Here is a 6,658-nt window from a genome sequence, read left to right as displayed (position 1 = left end):
TAAATGACAAAACTAAAAGACGAAGTTACGTCATTGGAGTCTAAAAAAACTTCAAGACGTAAGTTTTTTAAAGCTGCCGCAGCTACAGGAGCTGTTGCCGCTGCATCACTTGCCATGCCGAATATTTCGACTGCGCAAGGAACTGTTGTTTTAAAAATGCAATCTGCTTGGGGCCCAGCTGCCGCAGATCCATTTTTTGAAATGAACAAAGATTATGCTAAAAAAGTTGAAGAACTTTCTGGCGGATCATTAAAAATTGAAGTTTATCCAGTGAATGCTATTGTTAAAACTTCAGAATTGGCTGACAGCGTAAGTACCGGTGTTGTTGATTCAGGTCATACAGTTACTGCTTACTGGTACGGAAAAAATCCAGCTGCTTCATTATTCGGAACAGGACCTTCTTATGGTTTTTCTTCTCAAGAATTAATGAGTTGGATCGAGTACGGCGGTGGAAGAAAACTGTACGAAAAAACTTTAGCTGCAGCTAAGCTAGATTATATTGGCTTCTTTGCAATGCCTATGCCTGCACAACCATTTGGTTGGTTTAAAAAAGAACTTAAAAGTGCGGCTGAAATAAAAGGTTTAAAATACCGAACTGTTGGTTTAGCAACGAACGTTCTCCAAGGAATGGGAATGACAGTTCTGCAATTGCCAGGTGGAGAAATCCAGCCAGCAATGAAAACTGGTTTGATCGATGCTGCGGAATTTAATAACCCATCATCTGACAAAAACTTTGGTATGCAGGATGTTTCTAAATTTTATAGTTTAGGAAGTTTCCATCAGTCTCAGGAAATGTTTGAGATAACTTTTAATAGAAAAAAATTTAATAGTTTATCTAAAACACATCAAAATATCTTGAGAATTGCATCAGAAGCTGCAAATACAGATAACTATTGGAAAATGGTTGTTCGTTACGCAAATGACCTTGATAAATTGATCAACGAGTCAGGCGTAAAAGTATATCAAACACCTAAGGATATTCTAGAAGCTCAGATGAAATCTTGGGATGTTGTTGTGAAACAATTCTCTGATAAAGATCCTTTATTTAAAGAGATCATTGATTCACAGAAGAGATACGCAAAATCTGTTATGAAGTATCTGTTGTTGAATCAGCCTGATTACACAATTGGCTTTAAACAAGCTTTTGGTAACCCTGCAGGCGTTAAAGTGGGATACCAAATATAATAATTTAAGATAATTAGTAAAAAAGGGGGGCCTAAATAGCCCCCCTTTTTTTTAAGAATAATTTAATATTTGTATTTAAATTAGTTTTTTAAAGCGTATATTTCGACGGAATATTTAAGGGGGGGGCAATTTGAGATCTTATATTTATTTAGCTGACCAAATAAGCACTTGGATGGGAAAATCTTTTGCTTGGTGCATAGTAATTCTGACAAGTTCAGTTGCAGTAGAAGTTTTCATGAGATACGTTTTTAATGCTCCTACTCTTTGGGCTTTTGATTTTACAATCCAGATGTACGGAGCAATGTTTATGATGGCTGGGGCCTATTCACTTTGCACTCAGTCCCATGTTAAAGCAGACATGTTGTACAGATTTTTAAAAACAAGAACTCAGGCAACCATTGATCTTGTTCTTTATTTTATATTTTTCTTCCCAGCTTGTTTAGCGTTTAGTTATCAAGGTTATAAATATGCTAAGACTGCCTGGATAGTTAAAGAGACTAGCTGGAGTAGCCCTGCTCAAATTCAAATTTATATGTTTAAAAGTTTAATACCAATAGCCGGTATTTTGCTGGTTATTCAGGGTGTGGCAGAAGTTTTTAGATGTATTATTGCTCTAAAAGAAGGAAGTTGGCCAATTAGAGAAATTGAGGAAGAAGAAACAGAAAAATTATTAGTTAAACAATCATCAAAAAAAAAATAAAAAATAATTTATGACAAATTTATTTGGTTTTACAAATCCTGAGATTGCTATGATTATGATGGGTAGTTTTATATTTATAGTATTATTAGGTTTTCCTATTGGTTTTACTTTATTAGCGATTGGAATTATTTTTGGTTATTATGCTTATTTAGATCCAGCTAAGATTCAAGAATCTGGAATTCTTCATAACAGAATATTTGATTTAGTAGTTAACAATACTTTTTCTGTTATGGAAAATCATGTCTTGATTGCTGTGCCTTTATTTTTATTCATGGGTTACATTGTTGAAAGATCAGGAATTATAGCTAAACTTTTTGAATCCATTCGACAAGCCACAGTTAAATTACCAGCTTCAATGGCTGTTGCTGCTCTAATAACATGTGCCATGTTTGCTACTGCTACAGGTATTGTGGGTGCCGTTGTAACTTTAATGGGATTATTAGCTTGGCCAGCAATGATAAAAGCAGGATATGATAGAAAATTTGCTTCAGGAGTTGTTTGCGCAGGGGGATGTCTTGGTATTTTGATTCCGCCGAGCATTATGTTTATCGTTTATGCAGTTATGGCTTCGTTATCGCCAATAAGACTATTTGCTGCAGCTTTTTTACCAGGCTTAATGTTAGCTGGTTTATATTGTGTGTATTGTATTTTTATAGGTTGGAAATTTCCAAAAATGGCACCACCTCCTAACCTATCAGAGATTCCTCCAAAATCTGTTGTTTATAAAAATTTATTAAAAAATTTTGTGCCGTTATTTATTTTAATAGTATTAGTTTTGGGTGCAATTCTTGCAGGGTTAGCAACCGCTGCGGAAGCTGCGGCAGCTGGAGCCGCAGGAGCAATTGCTATTGCCTTTTATTATAAATCAATGAATTGGAAAAATTTAAAGGAATCTGTTTATTTAACTTCAAGATCAACTGCTATGATCATGTGGCTATTTGTTGGATCATGGACTTTTGCTTCGGTTTTTTCTTACTTAGGTGGACACATTATATTTGAAGAACTTTTTGCAAGTTTAGATCTTAAACCTTGGCAATTTTTAGTACTTACACAAATTATAATTTTTGCGCTGGGATTTCCATTAGAGTGGACAGAAATATTAATTATCTTTGTGCCAATATTTTTGCCTTTAGTTAAAGCTTTTGGGGTTGATCCTTATTTTTTTGCAGTATTAATTGGATTAAATTTACAAACTTCTTTTTTAACTCCACCGATGGCGATGGCTGCTTATTATCTAAAAGGTGTACAAAGTAAAAATGTACAGTTGTCAGAAATATTTTGGGGAATGATCCCATTCTTATTTATTGTTTTTTTATCAATGGCAATTCTTTATAATTTTCAAGGATTAGCAACTTGGTTGCCAGATTATTTATTCGGTCCTGAAACTAAGTAAATAAAGAAACTTTTAATGAATATTTATAGTTTATCAGCAATTGATATTGTAAATAAAATTAAAAGTGGTGAAGTTTCAGCCGTAGAAGTTGCCCAATCATTCATCGATAGAATTAAAGAGTTCGATAAAGACGTAAAAGCTTGGGCTTTTTTTGATAAAAAACATTTTTTAGCAAAAGCTAAAGAAGCCGATGAATGGAAACTATCAGGAAAGCTTATGGGGCCACTTCATGGACTTCCAGTTGCAATTAAAGACATATTCAAAACTTATGATATGCCAACCCAATATGGGAGCCCACTCAAAAAAAATTATCAAACCAGAGACGATTCTAAGGTAGTGGCATTACTTAGGGCTGCAGGTGCAGTAATAATGGGAAAAACGGTTACAACAGAACTTGCTTATTTTGATCCAGGGGAGACAAGAAATCCTCATGATTATACAAGAACTCCAGGCGGCTCTTCAAGTGGATCTGCAGCGGCTGTCGCTTCATTTATGGCCCCAATTACAATTGGATCTCAAACTAATGGATCGCTCATACGACCAGCTTCTTACTGTGGAGTTGTGGGATACAAACCCACCAATGGTTTAATTTCAAGATCTGGAGTTTTAAGACAGTCATTTTTATTGGATCAAGTAGGACTATTTGCAAGATCAGTGGAAGATGCTGCTTTTTGTTCTTCTTCCATTTTTGAAAAAGATTCAGAAGATAAATCTACAATTCATTATCCAACAGAAGAATTTTTTGAAAAAATCAAAGATAAACCTTTCTTTGAGCCGCAATTTCTTTTTATGAAAACATCCAAATGGAACAACATGGATAAAGATGCACAAAAAGATTTTGAAAAATTTATTAAAAAAATTAATAAAAATGTTACCGAAGTTGCAATGCCAAGTTATTTTGAAAAAATATTTGATTATCATAAAATAATTCATGAAACAGATATGGCTTATAATTTTTATGCTGTTTATAAAAAGAATAAAAAAAAATTAGGAAAAAAATTAGTAGAGGCGATGGAAAGAGGAATGGAATATAAATCTAAAGACTACGTAGAAGCTGTTGAAAGTATAGAAACTATTTATGCAAATTTTAATGATGCCTTTCATGACTATCACGCAATAATCACACCAGGCACAACTGGTTATGCACCTAAAGGTTTAAATTATACCGGAAGTCCAGAGTTCTGTACTTTATGGACTTATCTAGGCATGCCATCAATATCATTGCCATTAATTGAAAGTTCTAATAAATTACCCTTAGGGGTTCAGTTAGTAGGGGAAAAGTTTGATGATACTAGATTTTTGCAGACAGCTAATTGGATGTTTAAAAATTATAAAAAATAAATAAATGATATCAATAATTTGCTCAATTCTTGGATTTATTACAGCCACATGGTTTTTTTTGGGTATGGCTTGGTCATTAAAAAAATCACCAATGATTACAGACGCTGCCGCGATGCCAGTTTGGTTAATCATGTTGATGGCATTAATTTTTTTAGGCTTCGACATATATCAAAACTTTAAAAAGTACTCGAAAAAAAGAAAATAATATCATTAAAATAATACTGTCTTGCAGAACCAACGTTTAGGTTTTTTACCTTTAGTACTTTTATTTACTCAGCCTATATTTATGACTGGCAATATAGCAGTGGCCAGAGGAGCAGCTGGATTAGTTCCTCCAGTGTCTCTTGCTTTTTGGAGATGGGTGTTAGCAGCTTTAATTTTACTTCCATTTATTTTTCCTAACCTTTTAAAAAACTGGAAAGATGTAATAAAAGAAATTCCAAAACTTTTGATTTTAGGATTAACTGGTTTTGCATTTTGTGGAGCTTTTCCTTATATCAGCGGACTTACAACTACTGTTGTGAATATGGGAATTATTTATTCTGCATCTCCTATATTTATTATTTTATTCTCAGTTTTTATTTATAAAGAAAAATTAAGCAAACTTCAGATATTTGGAACAGTTTTATGTTTATTTGGAATTATGATTGTAGTTTGCAAAGGTCAGTTTGAGACCTTAATGAAACTACAAATTACCAAAGGAGATATTTGGATCTCGGGAGCAATGATTAGTTGGGCTGTTTATTCTGTATTTTTAATGAATTGGAAAAGCAAATTTGATCTTTTAACTCGTTTTGGTTTGATGGCAATTGCTGGAGTTATTTGTTTATTACCTATGTATTATGTTGAAGAAGCTTTTTTTTTCACCACTTCATTTAACAAGGACTTTGTTTTTTGGACCGTTATAGCCGCAATCTTTCCAGGCATTATTGCTTTCTTAATGTATTCAAAATTGCAAAAATTTGTTGGTGCTTCTATTACTGGATTGGTAGTTTATTTAATGCCTATTTATAGTGCATTGTACGGTTACTTTTTATTTAACGAAAAATTACAAAATTTTCATTGGTTTGGTGGTATACTTGTTTTGATAGGAATAATTCTAGCTAACAAAAATTTATTTAAAATTAAATGAGTAATTCAATCAAAAATGTTGGATTTATTGGTACAGGCTTAATGGGTTTGCCCATGGCAAAAAATATTATATCTAAAAAATTTAAATTAAATGTTTGGAATAGAACTCCAAGTAAAACTTTAGAACTTCAAAAAAAAGGCGCGAAAGCTTTTGCCGATATAAAAGACTTGGTCCAAAGTTCAAAAGTTATCATTACAATGCTTGCAAATGACGATGTATGTAAATCAATTCATATAAAAAAGATTCAGCCACATTTAAAAAAGGGACAAATTGTAATTGATATGAGTTCAACAACTCAAAATACGGCTTTAGAAATTGGTGCGGCATTAAAAAAGAAGAAAGCATTTTTTTTAGATGCACCTGTTTCTGGTGGAACCATAGGAGCAGAAAAAGGAACTCTTGCAATAATGGTAGGTGGCGAAAAGAAAGTATTTAATAATGTTATGCCATTATTTAAAAGTATGGGAACAGCAATTTATGTTGGTAAAACTGGATGTGGTCAGGTTGCAAAATTAGCAAATCAAACAATCGTTGGAATTAGTATTGGAGCTGTATCTGAAGCATTAATTTTAGCAGAAGCAGCAGGAGCTGATCCTGAAGCAGTAAGGGAAATTATGTTACATGGATTTGCAGGAGGACCTATACTTAAAAATCATGGTTTGAGAATATTAACTAAAAATTTTAGACCAGGAGGAAAAGCGTCAACCCAACTTAAAGATATGAATAATATAGTTGCAACTGCCAAAAAATATAAGCTTAATTTACCCATAGCTAAAAAAGTACAAGAGCTTTACTCAAAGACTGTAAAATCTGGACGAGGTAATTTAGACCATAGCGCTTTATATTTATTTATAAAAGCACTCAGCAGATAATGAAATTAAGACGAATTTTTTTATACGTCTTTTTA

At 33.0% G+C, this 6,658-nt stretch carries 7 protein-coding genes; all 7 read left to right on the top strand.

Annotation, left to right across the window (positions count from 1 at the left end; all coding sequences use genetic code 11):
• The first annotated feature begins 3 nt into the window (after positions 1-3).
• The 7 genes from AC8IGH_RS04855 (at position 4) to AC8IGH_RS04825 (ending at position 6,623) form a co-directional block, all read left to right on the top strand.
• The gene (locus tag AC8IGH_RS04855) at positions 4-1,185 is read left to right on the top strand and encodes a TRAP transporter substrate-binding protein (RefSeq protein ID WP_507419591.1); all 1,182 of its coding nucleotides are present in this window, start codon (positions 4-6) and stop codon (positions 1,183-1,185) included.
• Positions 1,186-1,357: 172 nt separating this feature from the next.
• Positions 1,358-1,885, top strand: coding sequence for a TRAP transporter small permease subunit (locus AC8IGH_RS04850; protein WP_507419590.1), 528 nt, complete (start codon positions 1,358-1,360; stop codon positions 1,883-1,885).
• Positions 1,886-1,895: 10 nt separating this feature from the next.
• Positions 1,896-3,278, top strand: coding sequence for a TRAP transporter large permease (locus tag AC8IGH_RS04845; RefSeq protein WP_507419589.1), 1,383 nt, complete (start codon positions 1,896-1,898; stop codon positions 3,276-3,278).
• A gap of 15 nt (positions 3,279-3,293) precedes the next feature.
• Positions 3,294-4,619 carry an amidase gene (locus AC8IGH_RS04840; protein ID WP_507419588.1) on the top strand — a complete coding sequence of 442 codons (1,326 nt, stop codon included), beginning with the start codon at positions 3,294-3,296 and terminating at the stop codon, positions 4,617-4,619.
• Between the two features lie 4 nt (positions 4,620-4,623).
• On the top strand, positions 4,624-4,824 hold the full coding sequence (locus AC8IGH_RS04835) for a hypothetical protein (RefSeq protein WP_507419587.1): 201 nt from the start codon (positions 4,624-4,626) through the stop codon (positions 4,822-4,824).
• A 21-nt stretch (positions 4,825-4,845) separates the two neighbouring features.
• A complete protein-coding gene (locus AC8IGH_RS04830) occupies positions 4,846-5,751 on the top strand; it encodes a DMT family transporter (RefSeq protein ID WP_507419586.1) in 906 nt (301 codons plus the stop codon).
• Positions 5,748-6,623: an NAD(P)-dependent oxidoreductase gene (locus AC8IGH_RS04825; protein ID WP_507419585.1), complete on the top strand. Its 876-nt coding sequence runs from the start codon at positions 5,748-5,750 to the stop codon at positions 6,621-6,623. The genes AC8IGH_RS04830 and AC8IGH_RS04825 overlap by 4 nt, the downstream gene beginning before the upstream one ends.
• The last annotated feature ends 35 nt before the right edge of the window (positions 6,624-6,658 follow it).

The sequence above is a fragment of the Candidatus Allofontibacter sp. genome (genome assembly GCF_038145245.1).
Lineage (GTDB): Bacteria > Pseudomonadota > Alphaproteobacteria > Pelagibacterales > Pelagibacteraceae > Fontibacterium.
The sequence above is the reverse complement of the archived record's forward strand: the minus strand, read 5'-3'. Positions and strand labels throughout refer to the sequence as shown.